Source organism: Marinobacter koreensis, assembly GCF_023156285.1.
Lineage (GTDB): Bacteria > Pseudomonadota > Gammaproteobacteria > Pseudomonadales > Oleiphilaceae > Marinobacter > Marinobacter koreensis.
Genome location: NZ_JAKZAJ010000001.1, coordinates 22,496 through 45,638 on the forward strand (window position 1 = coordinate 22,496; position 23,143 = coordinate 45,638).

A 23,143-nucleotide genomic window follows, 5' to 3' on the forward strand; every position below is an offset into this window, starting at 1 on the left:
CGTTACTCCTGCCTGTTCAGTTCGATATGAATGCGGCGCATGGGCATCAGGCCCTGGGGTCGCCAGACCATCATCAGCACCATGGCGGCGCCAAAGATGAGCATCCGGTATTCGGAGAACTCGCGAGCCAGCTCCGGCAGGATGGTGACCGCAATGGCGGCCAGAATGACCCCGATCTGCGAGCCCATGCCGCCAAGTACGACGATGGCCAGAACAATGGCCGATTCCAGGAACACGAACGATTCCGGACTGATGAAGCCCTGCTTGGATGCGAAGACGGTGCCGGAGAAGCCGGCGAAGAATGCGCCAATGGTAAAGGCGGACAGTTTGACAGCGGTCCGGCTCAGGCCCAGGGAGCGGGCGGCGATTTCATCCTCACGTAGGGCTTCCCAGGCGCGGCCGACCGGCATCCGCATAAACCGGCGGATCACCATGGCGGTGAACACCGCCAGTACCAGTGCGATCAGGTACAGGAAAATCACCTTGTGCTCACCGGAGTAGGCGATGCCGAAGGTATCGTGGAACGAGGTGTTGCCTTCACCCTTGACCCTGCGACCGAACTCCATGCCGAACAGCGTCGGATCGGGGATCCCGCCAATACCGTTCGGGCCACCGGTCAGAGTGGTCCAGTTGTTCAGGAGAATCCGGATGATCTCACCGAAACCGAGCGTGACGATCGCCAGATAGTCGCCTCGAAGTCGCAGGACCGGGAAACCGAGCACCAGGCCGAACAGGGCGGCCAGGCAGGCGCCGACGGGCAAGGCCATCCAGAAGGAGAAATCGGCGTACTGTGCCAGCAGCGCGAAGGTATAGGCCCCGACCGCATAGAACGCCACATAACCCAGGTCGAGCAGGCCGGCAAGGCCGACAACCACATTCAGGCCCAGCGCCAGCATGATGTAGATCAGTACCAGTGTGGCCAGATCCACCGCACCCCGGGATACGAAGAACGGCCAGAATAGCGCCAGTACGACGATGCCGGTAATGATCCAGGACTCAATTTTGGCACGCTTGTTCTCGGCCATCGGTTCCTTGTGTGCGCGGGCACTCAGGATTGGCAGTTCCCGGATTTTGTCCATCAGTCGTTCGCGGAACAACTGGAATACAAAGACCACGATGACGGCAATGAAAATAGCAATCACGGTGGAAGTGTCAGCGCCCGTGAGGGTGACGCTGATGCCCTGGGCCTCGAGATTAAGCCCGAGGATCGGGTAGGAAATGATCAGTGTGATCAGCGCGCTGAAGAACGCGTGTCGAACATTGTTAGCAGCCATCAGATCTTCTCAACCTCCGGTTTGCCGAGCAGGCCGGTCGGTTTGAACAGCAGAATTAGAATCAACAGGCCGAACGAGACCACGTCCTTGTATTCCCCGCTCAGGTAGCCGGAGGTCAGACTCTCCGCTACTCCGAGGACCAGTCCCCCCAGCATGGCGCCGGGAATGCTTCCGATACCCCCGAGAACCGCTGCCGTGAAGGCCTTGAGCCCGGCGATGAAGCCGAAGAGCGGATCAATGGAGCCGTAGTACATGCCCAGCAGGAGGCCGGCGACCGCAGCAAGCGCTGCGCCAATGACGAAGGTGGCGGAAATGATCCGGTTGGTGTCGATGCCCAGCAGGTTTGCCATCCCGAGATCCTGGGAGACGGCGCGACAGGCGCGGCCTGTCCGGGAGCGGGAGATGAACACCGACAGTGCCGTCATGCAGATCAGGGTGGTGATGAATATGGTGATCTGCATGTAGGAGATCTGGGCCTGGAAGGTATCCGGAGAGCCGAAGGTAAAGCCACCGTGGATCAGGGCGGGGAAACCGATGTTGCGCGATCCCTGGGCGAGGTGAACGTAGTTCTGCAGGAAGATGGACATGCCGATCGCCGAAATCAACGGGATCAGGCGATGTCGACCGCGAACCGGACGATAGGCGACCCGCTCAACGGCCCAGCCCATGGCGCTCGATACGATCATGGCGCAGATCAGGGCAACGATGAGGACCAGGGGAAGCCAGGTAACACCGAGCGTTGCCAGCCCGGTAATGGCGATCAGGGCCGTGTAGGCGCCGATCATGTAGATTTCACCATGGGCAAAGTTGATCATGCCGATGATGCCGTAAACCATCGTGTAACCGATGGCGATCAGGGCGTAGGTGCTCCCGATCGTCAGCCCATTCACGAGCTGCTGAAAGAAATACAGGAGGTCTTGCATTGTTTTTGAACTCCGAAAGCCCGCTCCCTCCACTTCCGTACCGACAGACCGGGTTTTCCGCTCTGGGGGTAGGGGAGAATCGACGGGAACCTAGAAAAACACCTTCTCCCGGATCGCGGTGAGAAGGTGCTCTCATTATTACCGTTAGTTAACGATTTTGGCTCATTTTACCGGAGTTTTCGTGCCATCTGAATGCCAACGGTATACGACAAAGTCAAAGGACTTCAGATCACCTTTCTTGTCGTACTGAACGGTGCCGATCGGTGTGTCGAAGCTGCCGCTGCGAAGTGCCTCGGCGACGTCAAACGGATCGGTGGAATCCGCTTTTTCGATGCCATCGGCGATCAGCTGAACCGCTGTGTACGAGGTGAGTACGAAGGGGCCAGTCGGATCTTCGCCAGCATCTTCGAACGCCTTGACCAGATCCTGGTTCTCGGACTTTTTATCGAAGCTCGGGGGCAGGGTGACCAGCAGGCCTTCGGCCGCATCGCCAGCGATGGTGTTGATGTCTTTGTTACCGACGCCCTCGGGGCCCATGAACTGGGCGTCAAGACCCGCCTGCTTTGCCTGACGCAGAATCAGACCCAGCTCCGGGTGGTAGCCGCCATAGTAGACGTAGTCGACGTCTGCCTGCTTGAGCTTGGAGATCAGCGAAGAGAAATCCTTGGCGCCGGCAGTGATACCTTCGAACATGGCGATATCAACGCCTTTGTCTTTCAGGGTATCGCGTACCGCGGTGGCGATGCCTTCACCGTACTGCTGTTTGTCGTGAATGATCGCGACCCGCTCCGGATTCTGACTGGCGATGTAGTTACCGGCAACCGGTCCCTGCATGCTGTCCAGGCCGATGGTCCGGAATACCAGCTCGTAGCCACGGTCAGTGATGTCCGGGTTGGTGGATGCCGGTGTGATCATCAGCACGCCTTCGTCTTCGTAGATGTCAGAAGCCGGCTGGGTGGAGCTGGAGCAGAGGTGGCCAACCACGAAGCGAACGCCATCGTTCACCAGGCTGTTGGCAACGGTGACCGCCTGTTTGGGGTCACACACGTCATCGTATTCAACGCCGACGAGCTTCTCGCCCATGACGCCGCCATTTTCGTTGATCCGCTTGATGGCCATGCGCGCACCAGAAAACTGCATGTCGCCATACTGGGCAACGGGTCCGGTCATCGGGCCGGCAATGCCGATCTGGATTTCTGCGGATGCCTGGCCAGCGGCCATCAGGGCAACGGAGGCGCTAACAGCGGTTGCGAGTTTCTTAACTGAGATTCTCATTGGGTCAGTCCTGTTTGGTTCAGGGTTATTCTTGTGTTCTCAGAGCGTTAAACAAACACCACGCACCACCCCTTGTCAAGCAGATCGGGCCAGTGTTTGCTCCGGAACAGGGCATTGCACAGCGGCAATGTCATTAACACCGAGTAGGGGAGCAAACTGCGTGCCGCTCTGAGTTCCGTTATGTGTCTGTCGGTTCGTCCTGATCGGGGAAGACCAGTGTGCGGAAGCTTTCGTGTTCAAGCAACTGCTCAAAACTCGGATCCACCGAGGCGTCGTCCCGGTAGGCTTCGGAGATGTCGATCGCCTTCTCGAGTGTGCTGACGGCGTCCTCCCAGCGGCCTATCTCCGCGTAGGCACAGGCCAGCTGATAGTGCGCGTGCCCATTGTCAGGGGCCAGTCGCAGCGCCCGCTGGCACAGGCTGATGGCCCACAGGGGTTCCTGCATTTCGAGAACCGCGTCGGCTTTGTAGCTGAGAGCCTCGACGTCGTCGGGTCGCATGTCGAGGATGCGGTCGTAGGCGGCGATCTTGTTCTGCTGGGAGGTTTCCTGGCTTGCTTTAAGCCAGAGCGAATGCACCTCATTGGTGCGCTCGATTTCTTCCTGGTTCTGCTGGATGATGTCCGATTTCTGCTGCAGCTGCTCCTCGATCGACTTGAGGCGGCTTTCATATTCGACGACAAGCTCGTTCACGCGCTTTTCCGCCACGCTGCCAAGCTGGTTTCGCATGTCCCGGATCGAGTTCCAGCCAATGACCACGAGTATCGAGGTGGCGCCGGCAATGAGGTAGAAGAAATAGGTGACGGTGTCGGTGGCGTAGGACATGCTCTTGTCCGCCACGGACAGCTCCTTGTCGACGACCTTCTCGATCAGTTCTGCCCGGGTATTCTGGATTTCCCGGCGCAGGTCTTTGGTTTCCTGAAGCAGGTAACTCTCCACAAAGGGGGTGTACATGGGCTTGTCCAGATTCTGGATCCGCTTCTGTACGTCCGCGGCGGTGACGCTCTTGTCGGGTGTTGTGGTTTCCTGGGCCTGCAGGGTGCCGGCCATGCCAAGCAGTACGAAAAGGGCGACGAGATGTCTGGTCATCGGGTTTCGTCCGTTTTTCGGAAAATGAAGAAGGTCATGACCTTAGCATAGTGGCTACGAGAAGAAACGCCGGTTGGCAGAAGGGGGCGCAGTATACTTTGCCGGTAAAACCCCGTACTTGCATTCCGCGGTGCAAAGACCTCTAATAATTAGAGGTATAAGCAAGTCAGTCCATGGCAGAGATTACGAAAACGAGGCAGATGCTGATGTCCAGTCCAAAGACTGTGAGTGCCAACTCGTCCCAAGGCAGTGATCAGGTCGAGAGTACGGACCAGGGCCGGAGTAACGTTGCGAACAACTACGAGCAGGTACTCGTGGCGTTGCGTCGTGTGATCCGGGCGACGGATCTTCATTCCAAGCGTCTGAGCAAGCACGCTGGCCTGACTGGCCCACAGTTGCTGATCATGCGCACCATCAGGGATCTGGGCGAGGTGACCATCGGGACCATAGCCGACAAGGTGAGCCTGAGCCAGGCGACGGTCACCACCATCCTGGACCGGCTGGAGCATCGCAAACTCGTCTACCGGGTGCGCAGCACCAAGGATAAGCGCAAGGTGCACGCTCACCTGACGGAGGAGGGATCTGAGATTCTGGCCCGGGCCCCGAATCCGCTGCAGGAAGACTTCATCCAGAAATTCCAGAGCCTGCATGAATGGGAGCAGACCATGATCCTGGCGTCCCTGCAGCGCGTCGCCAACATGATGGATGCTGACGACATTGATGCGTCACCGGTGCTGACCGTCGGCTCTGTTCTGAAAGATGACGGCTGGAAGGGGAAAGGCTGACCCCTGCCTTTCCCCTTCCATTCAGTGTACCGAGGATTTCGACTTCGGCTTGTTGCCGAAGCACACCTGGAACACGTCATTGTAGTGCCTGGCGAAATTGACCGTCAGACCTTCCCTCAGATAGTCCGGTAATTCCTCGTAGTCGCCACGGTTGGCTTCCGGCAGGATCAGATTGTCGATTCGTTGCCGCCGTGCCGCGATGACCTTTTCCCGAATACCGCCCACGGGCAGTACCTGGCCGGTCAGCGTGAGCTCCCCGGTCATGGCGACGTTCAGCTGCGGTGCTTCCCTGCGGGCAATGGAAAGCAGGGCCGTGGCCATGGTGACGCCGGCGCTTGGCCCATCCTTGGGGGTCGCACCCTCGGGCACGTGCAGATGCACGAACGATTTGTCGAAGAATGTGGGATCGCCCTTGAACCGCTTCAGATTCGAGGAGACATAGCTGTAGGCGATTTCCGCCGACTCCTTCATGACATCCCCGAGCTGGCCGGTCAGTTTGAAGCCGCGCTGGCTGCTGTGGATCCGGGATGCCTCTATGCTAAGGGTGGCGCCGCCCATCGCGGTCCAGGCGAGACCGGTCACCACGCCAATGCCCTTGAGGGATTTTTCCCGACGGAACGCGGGTTGGCCGAGGTAGTCGGGCAAATCAGCCACGCCGACCTTCACCGGTTTGTCTGGATGGCCCAGAAGCTTCACGATGCCCTTGCGAATGATCTTGTGCAGGAGCTTTTCCAGGTTTCGGACCCCGGCTTCCCGGGCGTAGCCCTCGATCACCTGCTTCAGGGCTGCATCCGTGACGTTCAGCTGTTTTTTCAGCAGTCCGGCCCGCTTCAGCAGTCGGGGCATCAGGTGGTGTTTGGCAATGGCCAGCTTTTCTTCGGTGATGTAGCCGGACAGACGAATAACATCCATCCGGTCCAGCAGTGGCCGGGGAATGGTGTCCAGCTGGTTCGCCGTACAGATGAACAGCACCTTGGACAGGTCCATGCGGACATCCAGGTAGTGGTCCAGGAACTCCCGGTTCTGCTCCGGATCCAGGGTCTCGAGCAATGCCGAGGCGGGATCACCCTGATAGGACGCCCCGATCTTGTCGATTTCATCCAGCATGATCACCGGGTTGGCGACCTTGGAGTCTTTCAGGGCCTGGACAAATTTGCCGGGCATGGCGCCGATGTAGGTTCTCCGATGGCCCTTGATCTCTGCCTCATCGCGCATGCCGCCGACGCTGAAGCGATAGAATTCGCGGCCGAGCGCATCCGCGACCGAGTGGCCGATGGAGGTTTTGCCAACGCCCGGTGGGCCCACCAGTAGCAGTATGGAGCCGCTGACTTCCCCCTTGAACGTGCCTTCGGCCAGGAACTCGATGATGCGGTCCTTGACGTCGTCAAGGCCATCGTGGTCCCGGTCCAGGATGCGTCGGGCCTCGGCGAGATCAAAGTGGTCCTCGGAGAATTGTCCCCACGGAACCTGAGTGATCCAGTCCAGGTAATTGCGGGTCACACCGTACTCCGGCGAGCCCTGCTCCAGTACCTGCAGCTTCTGGAGTTCGTCCCGATAGCGCTCAAGTACCGGTTCGGGTGGGTCGAGTTTCGCCATGCGTTCCTCGAACCGCTCGGCATCGGCGGTCTTGTCGTCCTTTGCCATACCCAGTTCGCGCTGAATCACCTTCAGCTGCTCGCGCAGGAAGAATTCCCGCTGGTGTTTCTGGACTTTTTCATTGACCTCTTCGCTGATCTCGGACTGCAGGCGGGCGACCTCCTGCTCCTTGCGCATCAGGAGCAACACCTTTTCCATGCGTCTGAGCAGAGGGACGGTATCGAGGACATCCTGCAATTCAGCCCCGGGTGCGCTGGTCATGGACGCGCCAAAATCGGCCAGGGGCGAACTGTCATCCGGGCCAAAGCGTGACAGGTACTGCTTCACTTCCTCGCCATAGAGCGGGTTGGTGCGGAGCAACTCCTTGATGGTGCTGATGATGGCCAGGGTGTACGCCTTGAGCTCGTCGGCGTCCTCCTCCGGCTCGGCGGGATATTCCACTTCCACCAGGTAGGGGGGCTTGCGCCGGAGCCACTGGACGATCCGGAATCGCTGGAGGCCCTGGGCGATGAACTGGACCTTGCCGCCTTCCTTCTGGGCATGATGAACCCGGACTGCACAGCCGATGGTTTCCAGGTCTGCGCTGTCCGGAATGCCCTGTTCGGCGTCGTGTTCCTCAACGTAGCAGATGCCCAGAACGTGGTGGTCGGTTTCGCCCACCCGTTTGAGGGTTTCGTGCCAGGGGTCCTGATTTACCATCACCGGCTGTACCTGGGCCGGGAAAAAGGGCCGGTTCGACACCGGCAGGACATACATGCGCCTCGGCATGATCTGCCGGGGCAGGGCGAGGCTTTTACTGTGTTCGTCCTTACCAATGTACTCGGTCACGTCTTCTTCGAATTCCTCAAAGCCGTCTTTGTGGTGCTCGTCATTCATGCCGTGATGCGTCCATCCTGAAAGTTGTCGTCGGGCGGAGTTGATATTCGTCGTCGCTGGCCCGTGCCATCGTGTTACTAGCCTATCTAGCGGCGATTACGGCTATTTCAAGGATTTGGTTTTACCGTAGGCGCAAGGAGTCTGTCGCCAGTGGCGCTTGATTTTCCGGGCGCCGGCCCCATGAATCAGTCAGATTCATTCACGCAATGCACTTAACGGTTCGGGTACCCCAATGAGCAATTCGCCGTACGTTTTCGATGCCACCATGGAGAATTTCCAGCAGCAGGTGATGGATGCCTCTGCAACAACGCCCATCCTGGTCGATGTCTGGGCGGAATGGTGCGCGCCCTGCAAGCAACTCATGCCGCTGCTCCAGAAGCTGGCGGATGAGTATGCAGGCGCTTTCATGCTGGCCAAGGTGAATGCCGATGAGCAGCAGCAGTTGACCGCCAGCCTGGGTGTCCGGAGCCTGCCGACCGTGATCCTGGTGAAGGATGGCCAGGCCGTGGACGGTTTCAACGGCGCGCTGCCCGAGAGCGAGATCCGCAAGGTTCTGGACAAGCATGTTGAAGCACCGAAGGAAGACCCCTACGACAAAGCTCACCGGATCTGGGAAGAGGGCGATGCGGAAGGTGCCCTGGCGATCCTCTCTGAGATGAACCAGAAAGATCCCGAAAACCTGAAAGTCCTGATTGATCTGGCCCAGCTGAAGGCGGAAATGGGCGACCTTGAGACCGCAGAGCAGGTACTCGAGAGCCTCCCGCCGGAAGAAAAGATGCAGCACCAGGCCCGGCAGCTGGCGGCGCGAGTGAAGTTCCTGAAACAGTCGGCGGAGCTGCCTCCGGTCAAGGATCTGGAGATGGCGCTGGAGCAGAATCCGAAGGACCCGAACGCACTGCACCAATTGGCCTTGCATCGTGTTTTGAGAGAGGAAAACGCGGAAGCCATGGATCTGCTGATTCGGCTGATGCAGGCTGACAGCACCTATAAGGACGGCGTTGCCAGGACCACCCTGATTGAGCTGTTCGACAAGCTGGGCAACAACAACCCGGACGTTCGGACTTATCGCCGGAAGCTATACACGCTCATGCATTGATCCTGAAAAAGGGGTCAGATGAAAACTTTCATCTGACCCCGGGTTCACGCTGTTAACCGTTGCCCTTCTTCATCTGCTCGTACTCGTCTTCAAAGAAGAACTTTTCCTCGCCAAAGGCCGGCTCCAGCTCGTGTAGCCAGGTGGCAGTGTCGCTGTATTTGGCAAAGAACGGCCGCTGAACCCAGTCGGGATTGCGACCCTGGAGGAAGCGCAGTACGAAGACCTTTTCACCCTTGATCTCCGTGATGCCCTGGATCTCGACCTTGCCGGGGCCGGCGCTCATGGAGGGGCCGCGGGCGGTGCGGGCCAGGCCGGAAACCTGTTTCATCGCCTCCCGGTAGATGTGATAGGCCTCTGCAAGCGGCACCTCAAAGTAGTTCTTGGCGCCGGTGTCCCGCTCGACGAACATGTAGTAGGGAATGATGCCCAGCTTCACTTCCTTCTTCCAGAGCTTGGCCCAGGCGTTGGCATCGTCATTTACGTGCTTGATCAGCGGGCCCTGTGCACGGATTTCGGCCCCGGTCGCGCGGATCCGGCGGATGGCCTCCTCGGCGATGTCCGTGGTGATCTCCTGCCAGTGGTTGTAGTGGGCCATGATTGCCACGTGCTTGCCGGCGTCGACCAGTTTTGCGAACAGTTCGATCAGTTCGTCCGCGTCCTTGTCGGTGACAAACCGGTATGGCCAGAAGGTGAGGGCCTTGGTGCCGATCCGGATGGTCTGGATGTGGTCAAATTCCGGCTCCAGCAGCGGCTCCAGGTATTGGACCAGGTTCTTGGTCTTCATCACCATCGGATCGCCACCGGTAACCAGCAGGTCGGTTACCTCGGTGTGTTCTTTCAGGTAGCCGTGCAGCTTCTCTGCCTCGGTGCTGGACATTTTCAGGTCCTTGTCACCGACAAACTGCGCCCAGCGGAAACAGAAAGTGCAATAGGAGTGGCAGGTCTGGCCCTGGGCCGGGAAGAACAGCACCGTTTCGCGATACTTGTGTTGCACGCCGTCGAGAACTTCGCCGTCCAGTTCCGGCATGTTCATTTCCATCTGGCCGGCCGGGTGCGGGTTCAGCTCGTCCCGGATCTCCTTGGCGACCGCCTGTATTTCCTTCTTGTCCGCACCGTCCCGGTGAAGTTGTGCCATGCGCTCGAAATGTTCGTCCTTCAGCATGCCCTTCTGGGGAAATACCAGCTGATAGATCGGGTCGTTCGGTACCTGGTCCCAGTTGATCAGTTCATTGATCACGTACTCATTGACCCGGAAGGGCAGCACGCTGGCTACCACTTTCATTTCGAACAGGGTGTCTTCGGGGAGGTTCTGGATGATGTCGATCTTGTCGAGTTGGCGGTCTGTGTAGACCTTGAAACGCCGCTCCTCGAATTCCGTGACAGGAATACGGTTCGGAAACGTGACGATGGAGTTCATAGATCGCCCTCTGTCGTGTGTCGGACTGTGGGAAAAGTGGTCTGACCACTTTTCGTTGGTTAAAAATCGGGCAGCGCAGTATACATAAAAGGACATTTATTTTCAGGTCTAATTAAAAAGTTGGGAATGCTTGGCCCGAGAGGAGGCTGGGGAATCGTTCAACTAGCTGAAAATAAAGGCTTAAAATTCGCGCAGAAATATTCTCAGGCAGGCGAAGCATTTAGAGTTGCTATGCATTCGGGCGTTTGTTGTGCATTAAGACCTTCGTCTGAGCCTGGTTGTCTGCTGCTCTGAAAAAGGTCATTCTTGCGTAACTAACCGAAAAGAATGCCGTAAAAACGGCCGATATCGGGCCAAACGGTTGTAGAAGTGACTTAAAAGGTAGTAAAAATACGAAAATAGCGTTGCGTTGCAACGTACAGTCCGCTGTCCGGGTATTCGGGAGGCCAAAAGCCCGTTACCGTGCGCCGGCCCAGCAGGAAAACTGTGAAAGCTGTTCTATGCTTGATGGAAGTTCCGGGTACTGAATGGCAGTACCGCTATCAGGCTGATACACCCATAACAACACTCTGCAGGTTACGCAGTTTATCGACACCGCGCCGTGGCCGCTGATCGTGGCCCGCGCAGCACCTTTTGATGCCAAGGGGAGGGTTTGATGTACCAGGACGATGATCCCATTGAAACCAGTGAATGGCTTGATGCGCTCGAGTCTCTGATCGAGAACGAAGGCGTGGACCGGGCCAAATACATTCTGGAGCGACTCTCCGAGCGCGCCAGCCGCGACGGCACCGAGCTGCCTTATTCCATTACCACGCCCTTCAGGAACACCATTCCGGTGACCCAGGAAAACCGGATGCCGGGTGACCTGTTCATGGAGCGTCGTATCCGCTCCCTGATCCGCTGGAACGCAATGGCAATGGTTGTCCGGGCGAACAAGCGCCCCGGCGACCTTGGCGGGCACATCTCCACCTTCTCCTCGGCCGCCACCCTGTACGATGTGGGGTTCAACTATTTCTTCCACGGTGGCGACGAAAAGCGTGAGTCGGATCTGGTGTATTTCCAGGGGCACGCGTCGCCGGGTATTTACGCCCGCTCTTTCCTCGAAGGACGGTTCACCGAAGAGCAGTTGGACAAATACCGGGAAGAGGTCGACAGCGATGGCCTGTCGTCCTACCCGCACCCCTGGCTGATGCCGGATTACTGGCAGTTCCCCACGGTATCCATGGGCCTCGGGCCGATTCAGGCCATTTACCAGGCGCATGTCATGAAATACCTGCACAGCCGGGAACTCATTGACATGGACGGCCGCAAGGTCTGGGCCTTTGTCGGCGACGGTGAGTGCGATGAGCCGGAAACCCTGGGCTCGATCTCCAAGGCCGGCCGGGAAAACCTCGACAACCTGATTTTTGTGGTCAACTGCAACCTGCAGCGGCTCGATGGCCCTGTTCGTGGCAACGGCAAGATCGTTCAGGAGCTGGAAGGTGTGTTCCGGGGCGCCGGCTGGAATGTCATCAAGGTCGTCTGGGGCCGGATGTGGGATCCGCTGTTCGAGAAAGACGAAGACGGCATCATGCAGCGTACCATGGATGAGCTGTGTGACGGGGAACTCCAGAACCTGACGTTCAAGGGCCCGGCCTATACCCGCAAGGAATTCTTCGGACGATACCCCGAGCTGTCCAAGCTGGTTGAAAACCTGTCTGATGACGACATCAGCAAACTGAACCGGGGTGGCCATGACCCCTATAAAGTCTACGCCGCCTATCACAAGGCCGTGAACCAGGCCAATGGCAAGCCCACGGTCATTCTTGCCCACACCATCAAGGGCTATGGCTTCGGTGCGGCCGGCGAGGCGCAGAATACGGCGCACTCCCTGAAGAAACTTGATATCGACACGCTCAAGGCGTTCCGGGATCGGTTTGGCGTGCCGCTCAAGGACGACGAACTGGAAGAAGTGCCCTATTACCGGCCGGCACCGGACAGCCCAGAGCTGGTGTACATGAAAAAACGGCGTCAGGACCTGGGCGGCTTCTATCCCAAACGGATCAAGGATTGCCAGCCCCTGCAGATTCCGGATCTGGATATCTTCAAGCAGGTCCTGGAAGGTTCTGACGGCCGGGAAATTTCCACGACCATGGCGTTCGTGCGGATCCTCAGTGCCCTGGTGAAGGACAAGCGGATCGGCAAGCGGGTTGTTCCCATTGTGCCGGACGAAGCCAGAACCTTCGGTATGGAGGGGATGTTCCGTCAGCTGGGCATCTACACCTCCGAGGGGCAGAAGTACGTGCCCCAGGATCGTGACCAGATCATGTATTACCGGGAGGACAAGAAAGGTCAGATCCTGCAGGAAGGCATCAACGAAGACGGCGCCATGGCGACCTGGATGGCGGCTGCGACCTCCTACAGCACCAACAACTTCCCGCTGATTCCGTTCTATGTGTTCTACTCCATGTTCGGTTTCCAGCGTGTCGGCGACCTGGCATGGGCTTCGGGTGATATGCAGGCCCGGGGCTTCCTGATCGGCGGTACGGCCGGGCGGACCACCCTGAACGGCGAGGGCCTCCAGCATCAGGACGGCCACAGCCACGTGCTGGCCAATACCATTCCGAACTGCAAGGCCTACGACCCGGCCTACGCCTATGAGATGGCGGTGGTCATTCGCCACGGTATGAAGGAGATGTTCGAGGATAATCAGAACGTCTACTACTACCTGACCATCGAGAACGAGAACTACGAGCAACCCGCCATGCCGAAAGACTGTGAAGACGGCATCATCAAGGGGATGTATCAGTTCGAGTCGGTTGAAACCAAAGGCCGGAAGAAAACGCCGAGGGTTCAGTTGCTGGGCTCTGGCGCCATCCTCAACGAAGTCCGTGCGGCGGCCCAGCTGCTCAAGGACGATTGGGGAGTGGCTTCCGACGTGTGGAGTGTCACCAGCTACAACGAGCTGGCCCGGGACGGTCAGCATGTGGAGCGCTGGAATCACCTGCACCCGGACGACAAACCGAAAAAGCCCTACGTGACCCAGATGCTCGAGAAGCAGCAGGGGCCGGTGGTTTCGTCCACCGATTACATCAAGCTGCATTCCGAGCAATTGCGTGCCTTCATTCCCAAGACCTTCATGACGCTGGGCACGGACGGTTTCGGACGAAGCGATACCCGGGAGAAGTTGCGTAACTTCTTCGAGGTGGATCGTTACTACGTCACAGTCACCGCTCTGGCGGCACTGGCAAAAGATGGCGAGATCAAGCAGGACCAGGTTCTCGAGGCCATGCGCAAGTACGGAATCGATCGCAACAAAACGAACCCGGTGCAGAGCTAAGGAGACCGCCATGAGTGAACAGGAAATCAAGGTTCCCGATCTCGGCGGTGCAGACGAGGTCGAGGTTATTGAGGTCATCGTCAGTGCGGGCGATTCCGTTGAGGTAGAGGATCCGATCCTTACCGTGGAGTCCGACAAGGCCTCCGTCGAGCTGCCGGCACCGGTTGCCGGCAAGATCACCAAGGTAACGGTCAAGGTCGGTGACAAGGTCAAGGAAGGAGACGTTGTTGGCATGATCGAGGCGTCCGATGAGTCGGGTGGATCCGACGACCAGGAGGAGCCTCAGCAGGAGGAAAAAGAGGAGTCATCGGACGAGTCGTCAGAAACGGAGGCCGAAGACAAACAGTCGGCGCCGAAGAAGAAGCCCGGTGGCACTCGCAAGGAGACCGTGAAGGTTCCCTCGCTGGATGGCTTCGACAATGTGCCGGTGATCGAGATCAACGTGTCCGAAGGGGATACCGTCGAGGCGGAGGACGGGCTGGTCACCGTAGAGTCTGACAAGGCCACCATGGAAGTGCCGTCACCCTATGCCGGCAAGATCGAAAAGATTCTCGTGAAAGAGGGTGACAAGCTTTCCGAGGGCGACGACCTGCTCGAAATGACCGTCCAGGACGAGGGCGGTGACGAGGAGGAAGCGCCCTCCGAGTCGGCTCCGAAGAAAGAGTCAAAATCCGAAGACAGCTCGAAAGCGCAGACTGAGAAATCGGAGGCGCCGCAGCCACAGGGTTCGACCTACGAGCCGCCCAGCCCCGGCACCAAAGTCCACGCCGGCCCGGCAGTGCGCAAGCTGGCCCGGGAACTGGGAGCGGATCTGACCCGGGTGAAGGGCAGTGGTCCCAAGGGGCGGATTCTCAAGGACGACGTGCACGCCTATGTGAAGAGTCAGCTCCAGCAGGCGCAGCAGGGTGGTGGCGTTGCCACCGGCTCGGGCATCCCCGGTGTGAAGCTGCCGGACTTCAGTCAGTTCGGTGAGGTGGAGCGCGAGTCGATGTCCCGCATGATGGCGGCTACCGCTACCAACATGCAGCGCAGCTGGCTGAACGTGCCTCACGTCACCCAGTTCGATGAAGCCGACATTACCGAGATGGAGAGCTTCCGCAAGGCGCAGAAGACGGCGGGCGAGAAGAAGGGCGTCAAGATGACGCCGCTTCCTTTCCTGCTGAAGGCCTGTGCGGCAGCGCTGGCAGAACTTCCCCAGTTCAACGTGTCGCTGGACATGGAGCGCAAGGAAGTGGTGCGCAAGAAGTACATCCACATCGGTATCGCGGTGGATACGCCCCACGGTCTGATGGTGCCGGTGATCCGGGATGTCGATCAGAAGGGTCTCTGGGATCTGGCAGCGGAGAGTGCCGAGCTCGCACAGAAGGCCCGGGACAAGCAGCTCAAGCCTGCCGAAATGCAGGGCGCCTGCTTTACGATCACCAGCCTCGGCGGTATTGGCGGTACGGCGTTCACGCCGATCGTGAATACGCCGGAGGTGGCGATCCTGGGTGTGTCCAAGGCGGCCATGAAGCCGGTCTGGGACGGGGGCGACTTCCAGCCACGGCTGATGTTGCCGTTGTCGCTGTCCTACGATCACCGGGCGGTGAATGGTGCCGATGCGGCCCGGTTTACCAATCTGCTGACTCAGCTGCTGGGGGATATTCGGACTCTGCTGCTTTAACAGTAGTCGCTGAACCCGTTCCCAGCCTTTGAGTTGTGGGGCGTCGAGAGGCGGGGCATGCAATTCAGGACACGCTACGAGCACATCCATGTGCGCTTGTTTCGGGCCGTCCATGGCCCTCAACAGTCCTGAATTGCATGCCCCGCCTCGCTCCGTTCTGACGTCGGTTGAGCCAATGCCTCTCGATGCGGTGGAACGCACTATCAGCCTCATGGAGTTATCCGACACCTTGAGGCCATCATGAAACCCGCAGAAATTCTTTCCCAGCCGCTCACGCTCCCCAGCGGCTCTGTTATTCCCAATCGCTTTGCCAAGTCCGCCATGAGCGAGACGCTCGGCACGATCGACAATCACCCCACCAGGTCGCTGGTAAAGCTTTACCGGGCCTGGGCCGAGGGTGGTACCGGCCTGTCGATCACTGGCAATGTCATGATCGATCGCAGGCATATTGGTGAGCCGCAGAACGTGGTAGTGGAAGACGAGCGGGATCTGACCCTGCTGACAGCCTGGGCAGAGGCAGGGAAGGCCGATGGTGGTCAGATCTGGATGCAGCTGAATCATCCGGGCAAGCAGAGCCCGCGGATGCTGAATCGGGATCCGGTCTCTCCTTCCACGATCCCCTTCCGAAAGGAGCTGCAGGGCATGTTTGCGACGCCCCGTGAACTCACTCCGGCGGAAATCGAAGACATCGTCCAGCGCTTTGCCCAGAGTGCTGCGGTGGCTCAGAAGGCCGGGTTTGACGGGGTTCAGATTCATGGGGCCCACGGCTACCTGGTGAGTCAGTTTCTGTCGCCGCACCACAATCAGCGAACGGATGAATGGGGTGGTTCCGCCGAGAAGCGTCGCCGGTTTGTGCTGGCGGTCTATCGGGCCATCCGGGAAGCCTGTGGGCCCGATTTTAATGTGGGAATCAAGCTGAATTCCGCGGACTTCCAGCGTGGCGGGTTCACCGAGGAGGAGTCGCTGGCGGTCATTGATTCGCTGGCATCGGAAGGCATCGATCTGGTGGAAATTTCCGGAGGTAACTACGAGAACCCGGCGATGGCGAAAGGCGATCACTCGGGCAAGATGAAAGAGAGTACCCGCGCAAGGGAGGCGTATTTTCTGGCATTCGCGGAGCAGGTTCGGGCTCGTGTGGCTGTGCCGTTGATGGTGACGGGCGGATTCCGCACGGCAGAGGGGATGGCAGAGGCGCTGGAGTCAGGTGCGACCGATCTGGTCGGGCTGGCGCGGCCACTGGTGGTGGAGCCTGATCTGCCGCTTCGTATTCTTGGTGGGGAGCCGGCTGTCAGTGCCGTCCGGCCAATCAGGACCGGCATCCGCATGGTCGATGATCTGGCCTTGATGGAAGTCAGTTGGTATGCGCGTCAGATTGGTCGAATGGCCAAGGGCAAGAAGCCCAGGAAACACGATCGCGGTGTGTTGTCGCTGGTGGAGGTGCTTGGCGTGATGGCTACCCGGGGAATGCGGACCCGTCTGAGGGCCGGTGAGTAGGCCATAAAAGCAAACACCCCGGCCGGAGCCGGGGTATCTGCTGAGTTAACTTCTAAAAGGAAGGATTAGAAGTTGTACTGCGTTGCGAACATCAGACGGTTAGCGTCGTCGCTCTGGCCGCCTTGGGTCTCTTGTTTATAGTAGCCGTATTCAACGCCCATCATGACGTTCTCTACCGGAGTCCACTGGTAGTTCACGAAAGCGTTCTGGCGCGTTTCAATGGTAGTGGCAGCCAGATCGTTCACATCCAGCTTGTCCATGCCGTAGGTGGCGTTGATGGTGCGGCCGCCGCCGAGGCTGATGGAGGTGCCAACCGTGCCGCCGACGCCGGACAGGTTCTTCAGGTCGCCGTTTGTATCGATATAGGCATCTGCGCCACCAGAGCGGTACAGATAGCCATTGGCGCCGTCGGTGTAGTTGATTGCGCCACGGACGCTAATCATGTCAGACACGGCCATGCTTGCAGCGCCGAATACGGCGTAGGCCATAGTTGAATCGTCGTTGCCTTGGCCATCATCGTAGGCGTTCTGCTTAACCAGTGCCGCAACAGAGTATCCAAGACCACCAGCTTTGTCCTCGAGGCGAGCGGTCAGAGCGGGCAAGCCGTTTTTCTTAACGGCATTGGCAGCAGTACCTGCCAGTGAGCCTTTCGGGTCCTCAATAGCCAGGGAAAGAGGGCCGGAGGTGTAACGCAGCTGGGCGGTACGTGAACCGTAACCCGCTACGCCTACCACGCCGTCGAAGTCCAGCGTTGAGGTTGAGCCGACGAAGCTGTTGTAGTTGGACCAGGTCTGGCCAGCCAGAACACCCTTGTAGGTACCGTAGGCGTGACGAAGGCGAAGAGCTCCGCCAGAGTAGTCAGCACCCATGAAGTCGCCTTCGATATTAACCATGACGCCGCTGGCGTGGGTGGCTTTTACACCAATCCGGCTTTGAGAAGCCGCGGCACCGAAGTGGCCGTTGACATCGTTGCTATCATTGATAGTCGGGAAGTTACCGCCCCGGTGGCCGGAGTTAGCGACATTCTCGTCGATGTCGTAGCTCATGTTCAGGCGAGCATAACCGTAAACACTCGCATCAACGTCACCGGCGCTGAAGTTAAAGGCATGGGCCTGAGTGGCCATACCAAACACAGCTGCTGCTGCCGTCGCACGAATTGCAATTCTCAGTTTGTTGCTTTGCATTGTTGTCTCCACACACTTTTTGTTGTTGGACCCAGAAACAAGGTAGTTACGAATCTGTGACAATTCAAATAAAATTGCAGTTTATTTAGACCAATGTCTATAGGCAGATTTCGTTGTTATACAGACATCTGCAGTTGACCTTGCAACGTAATCCTGTCTTATGACCTCCAAAAGTACATGCCTCAACGATTTCCTCTTTGCTTTTCTGGATATTGAGACTACGGGCGGTAACTCCGCCCGCGATCGCATTACCGAAATTGGTATCCGTTTCTGGAAGGCCGGGACGGTGGTTCGGGAGTGGCAGACGCTGATCAATCCGGAGACCCGGATTTCCCCGTTTATCGAGCAGCTTACCGGCATCAACAATGCGATGGTGGCGCAGGCCCCGGTGTTTGCGGAGATCGCCGACGAATTGGAAGAGCAACTTCGGGGATGTGTGTTCGTCGCCCACAATGCGCGATTCGACTACGGCTTTATCAAGTCTGAGTTCCGGCGACTGTCGCGTCCGTTTTCAGCGCGGGTACTGTGCACCGTCAAGCTGTCCCGGCGACTGTATCCCCAGCATCGCCGTCACAACATGGACGCCCTGATTGCCCGGCACGGCCTGGCGAAAGTTCAGCGCCACCGGGCCATGGGTGATGTCGCGGCGATGCTGGCGTTTTTCGAGCACAGTCTGGCGGAGCATGGTGAGGAAAAGCTGGAGCAGGCGATCGGAGCGTTGCTGCAAAAGCCAAGTGTGCCATCGCACCTGCCCCCGGAGATCATGAAGGATTTGCCATCCGTTCCTGGTGTTTACCGGTTCTATGGAGAGAACGATGTGCTGCTCTATGTCGGCAAAAGCACCAACATTGCTCAGCGAGTCGCCTCTCATTTTTCCGGAGACCATCAGTCGAGCCGTGGCGTCCGGATGTCCGAGAGTCTTCGCCGTGTTGAGTGGACAGAGACCGCCGGTGAGCTGGGCGCACTTTTGCTGGAACTGAAACAGATCAAGTCACTGAAGCCGCTGTTCAATCGACGCTCCCGGGCCGCCAAGAGTCTGGTCAGCATCGAGCTGGTGGCCAATCCGCAGGGTTATCTGCAAGCCCGTCTGGTACGGGAGATCGATCCCGGGCGGCTGGGTGACTATTACGGGCTGTTCCGCAGCAAGCGGGACGCGGAGCGGGCGCTCAGTGGTATCGCTGCCAAAAACGATCTGTGTAACCGCTTGCTCGGGCTGGAGCCGGCTCATGAGGGGCCCTGTTTCCAGCGCGCGCTGGGCCGTTGCCAGGGCGCCTGCGAAGGGCTTGAGGATATCACCCGGTACAATCTGAGGATGCAGATCGCATTCCATGGCCTGCGGTTGAGAACCTGGCCCTGGGATGGTCCGGTCGGCGTCATCGAACATAACCCCCGACGCGAGCGCACGGACATCCTGGTGGTGTACAACTGGATTCATGTGGGGACGGTGCACGACGAAAACGAACTGCATGATCTTTCCCTGGGTGGCCGGCCGGTGACCTTCGATCTCGACTCCTACAAACTCCTCGTCAAAACACTGATGGGACAGGGAGCCTCTTCTCAATACATTGTCGAATTGTCGAAAACAGGTATCCCGGATGTGATGATGCCCTGACTGGCGTATCATGAATCTGTCCGCACTCCTACCTAGTGCGACTTTTTGGCGTCGCCTGCTATGTTTAAGTCTGAAATTCGTTGAGAGAGATCTATGAATAAAGAGCCCGTTAACCGCGAACTGTTTGATGAAGTCATGGTGCCCAACTACGCCCCCGGCAAGATCATCCCGGTGCGTGGAGAAGGCTCACGGATCTGGGATCAGGACGGTCGGGAGTTCGTGGATCTCCAGGGCGGTATCGCCGTGACCTGCCTGGGTCACTCCCATCCCGGACTGCTTGGAGCACTTCAGGAGCAGGCGGAGAAAATCTGGCATCTGTCGAATGTCATGACCAACGAGCCGGCGCTGCGACTGGCCAAGACCCTGTGCGATCAGACCTTCGCCGAGCGGGTGTTTTTCGCGAATTCCGGCGGTGAAGCCAATGAGGCTGCTTTCAAGCTGGCCCGTCGCTATGCCTGGGAACACTTCGGCCCCGAGAAGAACGAAATCATTTCGTTCAAGAACGCGTTTCACGGCCGGACACTGTTCACGGTCAGCGTTGGCGGCCAGCCCAAATACCTGGAAGGGTTCGAGCCGGCGCCAGGTGGTATACACCATGCCGATTACAACGATCTGGATTCGGTGAAGGCGCTCATTTCCAAAGAGAAAACCTGTGCGGTTGTCGTCGAGCCGATCCAGGGCGAGGGTGGCGTTCTGCCCGGTAATCCCGAGTTCCTCGAAGGGCTCCGGGCCCTGTGTGACGAACACGATGCCCTGCTCGTATTCGACGAAGTGCAGACCGGTGTCGGCCGCACTGGCCACCTTTACGCCTACGAAATGTATGGCGTGATTCCGGACATCCTCTCCACAGCCAAAGGGCTGGGCGGCGGCTTCCCGGTGGCAGCAATGCTGACCACGGAAAAAGTGGCCGCCAGCCTCGGTGTTGGTACCCATGGCAGCACCTATGGCGGCAACGCACTGGCGTGTGCCGTGGCCCAGAAAGTCATCGATACCGTGAGCCAGCCGGAAATCCTGAAAGGGGTGAAGGCGCGTTCCGAGAAGCTTCGCAAGGGCATGATGGATATTGGCGAGCGTTATGGCGTTTTCAGCGAGGTGCGCGGTGCAGGTCTGTTGCTGGGCTGCGTCCTGACCGAGCAATGGCAGGGCAAGGCCAAGGACTTCCTGAACGCCGGTCTTGATGAGGGTGTGATGGTGTTGGTGGCCGGGGCCAATGTTGTGCGTCTGGCACCGTCACTGATTATTCCGGAACAGGATATCGATGAAGCGCTGGGGCGTTTTGAAGCGGCCGTTAAAAAACTGACGGCCTGAGTCGAAAACGGGAAGGACGTGGTATGTGGCTAGTCCGTCCGGCCAGGCCGGATGATCTCGATCAGATCCTGGACATCGCCGGCGAACAGGGCGCGCGGTTGTCCTCAACGCTGCCCAAACAGCGCGAGGCGATGGCCCGTAAAATCGAGCACTCGTGCAGATCTTTCGAGGGGCAGGCTACTGAGGATGCCCCCGCCCGGTTCCTGTTTGTACTGGAAGAAATCGATTCCGGGAACATCATGGGAACGGCCGGTATCGACGCCCGGGCGGGTAACGGTCAGCCTTTCTACAACTATCGCCGGGATGCCCTGATCCATGCCTCCCATGAACTGGGGGTTTCCCGCCGGGTCGAGGTGCTGTATCCCAGCCACGGCCTGACCGATCAGAGCCTCCTTTGCGGGCTTACAATCAAACCCGAGTTGCAGGGCACGGATGCGTTTGAGTTGCTCTCGCGCTCGCGAATCCTGTTTATGGCCGAGCACCGTGGGTGGTTCCATGCACGCACCGTGGTGGAGATTCAGGGTGTGCAGGACGACGATGGCCACGTGCCATTCTGGGACAGTCTGGGCCGGCATTTCTTCAACATGGATTTCCAGACCGCGGATCAATATTCGGGCATCCTGAGCAAAACCTTCATCGCCGAGCTGATGCCGCCCAATCCGATCTATGTGACGTTGCTCAGCCCTGCTGCGCAGGCGGCTCTCGGGCAACCTCATACCCTGACGGTCCCGAATCTGGAGCTGCTCCAGCGTGAAGGTTTCCAGGCCGGCTGTTACCTAGATATTTTCGACGCCGGACCGGTGCTCGAGGCCCGTACAGACAGTCTGCGGACACTGGTCACCAGTCACCGGAAAGACCTGCATGGGAGCCATGACGAGTCCGGGGAGACCTGCCTGATTTCAGCAGGTGAGGGCCGCGAATTCCGGTGCACTCTGACCACCGTCACAGAGAGCCTTGAGGAGACCCTGAAAGTGCCGGTGCAAACCTGGCAGCGGCTCAACCGGAGTGCCGGAGACACGGTGAGGATCGCGCCGTTATGAACCGAACAACGACGAGAGAGAACTGGCCATGCTGCTGATACGCCCGCTGCAGGACAAGGATCTCGATGATCTTTACACCATGGCACTGAACGCCGGAAAAGGCCTGACGACCCTGCCGGCCGATCGTGAACTTCTGGCCCGCAAGATCGACCATGCCCGCGAGACCTTCAGCCAGCGTTGTGCGCCGGAGGCGGGCCTGTACCTGTTTGCTCTGGAAGATACTGAATCCGGCCGGGCGGTGGGTATCAGCGGCATCCAGGCCCGGGTTGGCCTGGACGAGGTGTTTTACAACTATCGCCTGAGCCTGACGGTGAACGCCTCCCGGGAGCTGGACGTGCATGTGCGGACGCCCACGCTGCACCTGTCCAACGACATGACCGACACCAGCGAAATCTGCTCTCTGCTGCTCTCGGACGACTACAAAGGCGGCGGGAACGGGCTGTTGCTGTCCCGCTGCCGGTTCATGTACCTGGATGAGTTCCGCAAACACTTTTCTGAAAAGGTATTTGCGGAGATGCGCGGCGTCTCGGATGAGGCCGGGCGGAGTCCGCTGTGGGATGCACTGGGCTGCAAGTTCTTCGACATGCCGTTCAGTGAGGCGGATACCCTGTCCGGGCTCGGGAACAAGTCGTTTATTGCCGAGTTGATGCCCAAATACCCGATTTATCTCCCCATGCTGCCGGACTCCGCGAGGTCCGTGATTGGCCGGGTTCACCAGAACACGGCTCCGGCGCTGAAAATGTTGCAGGCCGAGGGTTTCAACTTCAACGGACTGGTGGATATTTTTGACGGCGGCCCGGTGGTCGAGGCTTTCATCCATAATATCCGCACGGTCCGTGAGAGCATCAACCGGTACGTTCTTGTAACCCATAAGTCCATGGATCTGGATGTGCCTCCCGCTGAGCGGGTCATGGTGTCGAATCGGGCGTTCCGGGACTTCCGGGTGACAACCTTGCCTGCCAGTTGCATCGGGCCGGACACCGTGAGTCTGCCGGAAGATGTCGCCCGGGCGCTGCAGGTCGAATCCGGCGACTCGGTGCGCCTGGCACCCTTGAAAGAAGGAAGCGTCCGGCCCACCCATGGTGGTGGGGCCAATGGTATGTCGGATCTGTCTGGACGGGGCAGGCCACATCGCAGTCACTCTTCGTGGGATTAATCAGTCCCTGATGTATTTTTAGGACCAATAGGGAGGCG

General features: G+C 58.7%; 16 protein-coding genes. 9 read left to right on the forward strand and 7 right to left on the reverse strand.

Going from position 1 to position 23,143, the window contains the following annotated elements; all coding sequences use genetic code 11:
* Window positions 1–2: 2 nt before the first annotated feature.
* The 4 genes from MLD04_RS00115 to MLD04_RS00130 all read right to left on the reverse strand — a co-directional run bounded on the left by MLD04_RS00115 (window position 3) and on the right by MLD04_RS00130 (window position 4,559).
* Complete coding sequence (locus MLD04_RS00115) at window positions 3–1,274, reverse strand: high-affinity branched-chain amino acid ABC transporter permease LivM (RefSeq protein WP_248153430.1); 1,272 nt, start codon at window positions 1,272–1,274, stop codon at window positions 3–5.
* Window positions 1,274–2,197 (reverse strand): high-affinity branched-chain amino acid ABC transporter permease LivH, encoded by a 924-nt coding sequence (livH, locus tag MLD04_RS00120; RefSeq protein WP_248153432.1) that lies wholly within the window; start codon window positions 2,195–2,197, stop codon window positions 1,274–1,276. Before livH ends, MLD04_RS00115 begins: the two co-directional genes overlap by 1 nt.
* Before the next feature lie 162 nt (window positions 2,198–2,359).
* The gene (locus tag MLD04_RS00125) at window positions 2,360–3,472 is read right to left on the reverse strand and encodes a branched-chain amino acid ABC transporter substrate-binding protein (protein WP_248153434.1); all 1,113 of its coding nucleotides are present in this window, start codon (window positions 3,470–3,472) and stop codon (window positions 2,360–2,362) included.
* Window positions 3,473–3,650: 178 nt separating this feature from the next.
* Window positions 3,651–4,559, reverse strand: coding sequence for a tetratricopeptide repeat protein (locus tag MLD04_RS00130; protein ID WP_248153436.1), 909 nt, complete (start codon window positions 4,557–4,559; stop codon window positions 3,651–3,653).
* A gap of 200 nt (window positions 4,560–4,759) precedes the next feature.
* Between MLD04_RS00130 and MLD04_RS00135 the strand changes: the two genes are divergently transcribed.
* The gene (locus MLD04_RS00135) at window positions 4,760–5,344 is read left to right on the forward strand and encodes a MarR family winged helix-turn-helix transcriptional regulator (RefSeq protein WP_248153437.1); all 585 of its coding nucleotides are present in this window, start codon (window positions 4,760–4,762) and stop codon (window positions 5,342–5,344) included.
* A gap of 21 nt (window positions 5,345–5,365) precedes the next feature.
* Here MLD04_RS00135 and lon read toward each other — a convergent pair whose 3' ends face one another.
* A complete protein-coding gene (gene lon, locus MLD04_RS00140) occupies window positions 5,366–7,816 on the reverse strand; it encodes an endopeptidase La (RefSeq protein WP_248153439.1) in 2,451 nt (816 codons plus the stop codon).
* A gap of 232 nt (window positions 7,817–8,048) precedes the next feature.
* Here lon and MLD04_RS00145 point away from each other — a divergent pair, with 232 nt between their 5' ends.
* Window positions 8,049–8,912 (forward strand): thioredoxin family protein, encoded by an 864-nt coding sequence (locus MLD04_RS00145; RefSeq protein WP_248153441.1) that lies wholly within the window; start codon window positions 8,049–8,051, stop codon window positions 8,910–8,912.
* Between the two features lie 52 nt (window positions 8,913–8,964).
* On the opposite strand, the gene MLD04_RS00150 is transcribed toward MLD04_RS00145, so the two are convergent.
* On the reverse strand, window positions 8,965–10,329 hold the full coding sequence (locus MLD04_RS00150) for a KamA family radical SAM protein (protein WP_248153443.1): 1,365 nt from the start codon (window positions 10,327–10,329) through the stop codon (window positions 8,965–8,967).
* Window positions 10,330–10,984: 655 nt separating this feature from the next.
* Here MLD04_RS00150 and aceE point away from each other — a divergent pair.
* From aceE to MLD04_RS00165, 3 genes are all read left to right on the forward strand, one after another.
* Window positions 10,985–13,648 (forward strand): pyruvate dehydrogenase (acetyl-transferring), homodimeric type, encoded by a 2,664-nt coding sequence (gene aceE, locus MLD04_RS00155; RefSeq protein ID WP_248153445.1) that lies wholly within the window; start codon window positions 10,985–10,987, stop codon window positions 13,646–13,648.
* 10 nt (window positions 13,649–13,658) lie between these two features.
* Window positions 13,659–15,311: a dihydrolipoyllysine-residue acetyltransferase gene (gene aceF, locus MLD04_RS00160; RefSeq protein ID WP_248153447.1), complete on the forward strand. Its 1,653-nt coding sequence runs from the start codon at window positions 13,659–13,661 to the stop codon at window positions 15,309–15,311.
* 240 nt (window positions 15,312–15,551) lie between these two features.
* Window positions 15,552–16,805, forward strand: coding sequence for an NADH:flavin oxidoreductase/NADH oxidase family protein (locus MLD04_RS00165; protein WP_248153451.1), 1,254 nt, complete (start codon window positions 15,552–15,554; stop codon window positions 16,803–16,805).
* Between the two features lie 65 nt (window positions 16,806–16,870).
* Here the strand turns inward: MLD04_RS00165 and MLD04_RS00170 are convergent, their stop codons facing one another.
* Entirely contained in the window at window positions 16,871–17,989 is a 1,119-nt protein-coding gene (locus MLD04_RS00170) for a DcaP family trimeric outer membrane transporter (RefSeq protein ID WP_248153454.1), read from the reverse strand.
* Window positions 17,990–18,149: 160 nt separating this feature from the next.
* Here MLD04_RS00170 and MLD04_RS00175 point away from each other — a divergent pair, with 160 nt between their 5' ends.
* From MLD04_RS00175 to astA, 4 genes are all read left to right on the forward strand, one after another.
* Window positions 18,150–19,601, forward strand: coding sequence for an exonuclease domain-containing protein (locus MLD04_RS00175; protein ID WP_248153457.1), 1,452 nt, complete (start codon window positions 18,150–18,152; stop codon window positions 19,599–19,601).
* A gap of 93 nt (window positions 19,602–19,694) precedes the next feature.
* The gene (locus tag MLD04_RS00180) at window positions 19,695–20,909 is read left to right on the forward strand and encodes an aspartate aminotransferase family protein (protein WP_248153460.1); all 1,215 of its coding nucleotides are present in this window, start codon (window positions 19,695–19,697) and stop codon (window positions 20,907–20,909) included.
* Between the two features lie 23 nt (window positions 20,910–20,932).
* Complete coding sequence (locus tag MLD04_RS00185; RefSeq protein WP_248153464.1) at window positions 20,933–21,949, forward strand: arginine N-succinyltransferase; 1,017 nt, start codon at window positions 20,933–20,935, stop codon at window positions 21,947–21,949.
* A 28-nt stretch (window positions 21,950–21,977) separates the two neighbouring features.
* Entirely contained in the window at window positions 21,978–23,105 is a 1,128-nt protein-coding gene (astA, locus tag MLD04_RS00190) for an arginine N-succinyltransferase (RefSeq protein WP_248153468.1), read from the forward strand.
* Window positions 23,106–23,143: the final 38 nt, after the last annotated feature.

Bases quoted from the DNA above. Each gene is read 5' to 3' on its own strand.
- MLD04_RS00135 (WP_248153437.1), top strand. From the start codon at position 4,760: ATGCTGATGTCCAGTCCAAAGACTGTGAGTGCCAACTCGTCCCAAGGC.
- livH (WP_248153432.1), bottom strand. From the start codon at position 2,197: ATGCAAGACCTCCTGTATTTCTTTCAGCAGCTCGTGAATGGGCTGACG.
- MLD04_RS00175 (WP_248153457.1), top strand. From the start codon at position 18,150: ATGACCTCCAAAAGTACATGCCTCAACGATTTCCTCTTTGCTTTTCTG.
- aceF (WP_248153447.1), top strand. From the start codon at position 13,659: ATGAGTGAACAGGAAATCAAGGTTCCCGATCTCGGCGGTGCAGACGAG.
- MLD04_RS00180 (WP_248153460.1), top strand. From the start codon at position 19,695: ATGAATAAAGAGCCCGTTAACCGCGAACTGTTTGATGAAGTCATGGTG.
- MLD04_RS00170 (WP_248153454.1), bottom strand. From the start codon at position 17,989: ATGCAAAGCAACAAACTGAGAATTGCAATTCGTGCGACGGCAGCAGCA.
- aceE (WP_248153445.1), top strand. From the start codon at position 10,985: ATGTACCAGGACGATGATCCCATTGAAACCAGTGAATGGCTTGATGCG.
- MLD04_RS00150 (WP_248153443.1), bottom strand. From the start codon at position 10,329: ATGAACTCCATCGTCACGTTTCCGAACCGTATTCCTGTCACGGAATTC.
- MLD04_RS00115 (WP_248153430.1), bottom strand. From the start codon at position 1,274: ATGGCTGCTAACAATGTTCGACACGCGTTCTTCAGCGCGCTGATCACA.
- MLD04_RS00130 (WP_248153436.1), bottom strand. From the start codon at position 4,559: ATGACCAGACATCTCGTCGCCCTTTTCGTACTGCTTGGCATGGCCGGC.
- MLD04_RS00125 (WP_248153434.1), bottom strand. From the start codon at position 3,472: ATGAGAATCTCAGTTAAGAAACTCGCAACCGCTGTTAGCGCCTCCGTT.
- MLD04_RS00145 (WP_248153441.1), top strand. From the start codon at position 8,049: ATGAGCAATTCGCCGTACGTTTTCGATGCCACCATGGAGAATTTCCAG.
- lon (WP_248153439.1), bottom strand. From the start codon at position 7,816: ATGAATGACGAGCACCACAAAGACGGCTTTGAGGAATTCGAAGAAGAC.
- astA (WP_248153468.1), top strand. From the start codon at position 21,978: ATGCTGCTGATACGCCCGCTGCAGGACAAGGATCTCGATGATCTTTAC.
- MLD04_RS00185 (WP_248153464.1), top strand. From the start codon at position 20,933: ATGTGGCTAGTCCGTCCGGCCAGGCCGGATGATCTCGATCAGATCCTG.
- MLD04_RS00165 (WP_248153451.1), top strand. From the start codon at position 15,552: ATGAAACCCGCAGAAATTCTTTCCCAGCCGCTCACGCTCCCCAGCGGC.